The sequence below is a fragment of the Dietzia sp. DQ11-71 genome (assembly GCF_014144995.1).
Taxonomy (GTDB): Bacteria; Actinomycetota; Actinomycetes; order Mycobacteriales; family Mycobacteriaceae; genus Dietzia; species Dietzia kunjamensis.
Genome location: NZ_JAALDT010000113.1, coordinates 1 through 3,242 on the forward strand (window position 1 = coordinate 1; position 3,242 = coordinate 3,242).

Below are 3,242 nucleotides of genomic sequence, written 5' to 3' on the forward strand. Positions count from 1 at the left end.
GCCCTCCTGTGCGGGCTGGTGCTGGGGTGGATCACCGTCACCGTCCGCCGCACGCAGGCGCTGCGCACCCACACCGTCGCGGCCGTGGCCGACAGGCTCGCGGCGCTGCGGGCCGACGCCGAGCAGTCACTCGGCTCGAGGATCCTCGCCGCGGAGGCCACCATCACCGACGGCTTCGCCCACGATCCCGGCCCCCGGGTCGCCGACCTCGAACGCCGCATCCGAGCCACCCGCGCGGGACAGACCGCCCCGCCGGCCCCCACGACAGGGAGTCCCTCATGACCGATCCGCTGTTCGGTGCGGACTCCTTCGATCACCACCCGGCGCCCGACGTGTGCGGCCTCCAGGACGCCCCGCTGGCCGAACCCTCGTCGCTGGGACTGCACGTGCCCGTGGGCGAGGACGTCCTCGACCTCGGCTCCCCCGAGGCGGACCTCGACGGGGACGGCTTCATGGAGGCGGTCACCCTCGGCGACGACCGGGGACTGACCGTGTACACCGACGCCGACGGCGACGGCACCGTCGACCACGTCTCGACCGTGCGGTTCGACGGCAGCTACGACTCGTGGCGGCTGGCGAACCCCGCGGAGGGCGTGCCCTTCGGGGGATTCACGAACGAGGCTCGCGGGGACACGACCGGCGACTTCCCGTCGCCCGCCCGGTGGGAACGCATCGACCACGGCCACATCTGACCGGCGACCTGAGGAATCCCTCATGTCCGGGTGTGCAAAGGGGCTGCGACTGAGCAGTCGACAACGCTTGACGATACTCTGTGACTAACACCATGCACCACGCGCGAGGAGCTGTGATGACCACCACCACCATTCCCGGCCTCGAGGGTCAGGCACCAACCGATCACGCGGAGTTGCTCGCGTGGATCGCCGAGGTCGCCGAGCTCACCCAGCCGGACCGGGTCGTCTTCGCCGACGGCTCCGACGCTGAGTGGGATCGCCTCACGACCGAGATGGTGGAGGCCGGGACCTTCGTCAAGCTCAACGAGGAGAAGAAGCCGAACTCCTTCCTGGCCCAGTCGGACCCGAAGGACGTCGCCCGCGTCGAGTCGCGGACCTTCATCTGCTCGGAGACCGAGGAGGGCGCCGGCCCCACCAACAACTGGCGCGACCCGGCCGAGATGCGCGAGCACATGACCGGACTGTTCCGCGGCAGCATGCGGGGCCGCACGATGTACGTCGTGCCGTACTGCATGGGCCCGCTGGAGGCGGAGGACCCCAAGCTCGGCATCGAGCTGACCGACTCGGCGTACGTGGTGGTCTCGATGAAGATCATGACCCGCATGGGCTCGGCGGCCCTGGCGAAGATCGGCACGGACGGCGAGTACGTCAAGGGCCTGCACTCCGTGGGTGCCCCGCTCGCCGAGGGCGAGCAGGACGTGCCCTGGCCGTGCAACGAGGAGAAGTACATCACCCACTTCCCCGAGACCCGCGAGATCTGGTCGTTCGGGTCCGGCTACGGCGGAAACGCCCTGCTGGGCAAGAAGTGCTTCGCGCTGCGCATCGCCTCCGCCATGGCCCGCGACGAGGGCTGGATGGCCGAGCACATGCTCATCCTCAAGCTCATCTCCCCCGCCGACGAGGTCCACTTCATCGCCGCGGCCTTCCCGTCCGCCTGCGGCAAGACCAACCTCGCGATGCTGCAGCCCACCATCGAGGGCTGGCGCGCGGAGGTCGTGGGTGACGACATCGCGTGGATGCGCTTCGGCGCCGACGGCCGGCTCTACGCCGTCAACCCGGAGTACGGCTTCTTCGGCGTCGCCCCGGGCACCAACTACTCGTCCAACCCCAACGCCATGAAGACGCTGGAGCCGGGCAACGCCATCTACACCAACGTGGCGCTGACCGACGACGGTGACGTGTGGTGGGAGGACCTCGAGGGCACCCCGGACCACCTCATCGACTGGCTGGGCAACGACTGGACCCCGGAGGGCGACGGCAAGGCCGGCAACGCCGCGCACCCCAACTCGCGCTACTGCGTCCCGATCAACCAGTGCCCGGTCACCGCGCCGGAGTTCAACTCGCCCGAGGGCGTGCCTATCTCGGCCATCCTCTTCGGCGGTCGCCGCGCCGACACGGTCCCGCTGGTCAGCGAGGCCTACTCGTGGAACCACGGCGTGTACATCGGCGCGACCCTGTCCTCCGGGCAGACCGCTGCCGCGGAGGGGCAGGTCGGCGCGGTGCGTCGCGACCCCATGGCCATGCTGCCGTTCGTGGGCTACAACGTCGGCGAGTACTTCCAGCACTGGGTCGACATGGGCGCCCGGGGCGGCGACAAGATGCCCAAGATCTTCCTCGTCAACTGGTTCCGCAAGGGCGCCGACGGCCGCTTCGTGTGGCCCGGCTTCGGCGAGAACAGCCGCGTGCTCAAGTGGGTCGTGGACCGCATCGAGGGTCGCGTGGAGGGTGACGAGACCGCCGCCGGCATCACCGCCCGCGCCGCGGACATCGACATGACCGGCCTGGACACCCCGATCGAGGACGTCGAGGCCGCCCTGGCCGTCGACCCCGAGGAGTGGCGCCGCGAGCTGCCGCTCATCACCGAGTGGCTCGAGTTCTGCGGACCCAAGGTCCCGGCCGAGGTCCACGAGCAGTTCGCCGCCCTCAAGGAGCGGCTCGGCTGACACCGGCACCTGCACGGAAAGACCCACGCGGACGGGCCACACCATTCCCCGGTGTGGCCCGTCCGCCTCTACAATCTGGGCGAAGCCCTGTACTACTGCCCTTGTTGATGTCACAGTTACTGGCTGCGCGGGCAACAGCGTTCCCGCCCGGAAGGAGGGGCATGAGAGCCAGCGTGATCGGCCTCATCGCGCTTCCCATCGTGGCGAGCGGCGTCGCAGCAGCCGCCGTGGCCGGTTTCGGGCTCCCCGCCCCGACGTCCGTTCCTGCCGGGCCGACCGCCACCGCCGGAATCACCGGCGAGTCGACGGACGCGTCCCCGGCCGTCGACGAGGAGTACGCGGGCACCGCCATCGAGGGGATCAAGCCGTTCCTCACGGTGATCGACGGCAGGTCGGCCCTGCCCGTACCGGAGCCGATCCCGTCGTTCCTCTCGCTGTTGACGGTGCCCTCCGTGCCGCTGGCACCGCTTCCCCCGCAGGTCGACGGCCGGGTTGCTCCCGCGGACACCGTCGGTCCGCGCGCCGGGCAGGGCCCGGACCGGGTCCGGGACGACCTCGTGCCCCGCGACCCCACGACGGGCCCCGGTCCCGGCTCCGGGGCGGACGA

General features: G+C 70.5%; 3 protein-coding genes and 1 pseudogene. All 4 read left to right on the forward strand.

The window, feature by feature from the left end:
* Positions 1-282, forward strand: a pseudogene (locus G6023_RS04630) (hypothetical protein); the annotation flags it as partial.
* Complete coding sequence (locus G6023_RS04635) at positions 279-692, forward strand: DUF6802 family protein (RefSeq protein WP_069389409.1); 414 nt, start codon at positions 279-281, stop codon at positions 690-692. The pseudogene G6023_RS04630 and the gene G6023_RS04635, both read left to right, overlap by 4 nt.
* A 116-nt stretch (positions 693-808) precedes the next feature.
* Positions 809-2,635, forward strand: coding sequence for a phosphoenolpyruvate carboxykinase (GTP) (locus G6023_RS04640; RefSeq protein WP_067715963.1), 1,827 nt, complete (start codon positions 809-811; stop codon positions 2,633-2,635).
* 161 nt (positions 2,636-2,796) lie between these two features.
* A partial coding sequence (locus G6023_RS04645; RefSeq protein ID WP_206680976.1) for a hypothetical protein occupies positions 2,797-3,242 on the forward strand: 446 nt, incomplete at its 3' end.

Excerpts from the sequence above, each read along its gene's own strand:
- G6023_RS04640 (WP_067715963.1), top strand. The coding sequence starts at position 809 with ATGACCACCACCACCATTCCCGGCCTCGAGGGTCAGGCACCAACCGAT.
- G6023_RS04635 (WP_069389409.1), top strand. The coding sequence starts at position 279 with ATGACCGATCCGCTGTTCGGTGCGGACTCCTTCGATCACCACCCGGCG.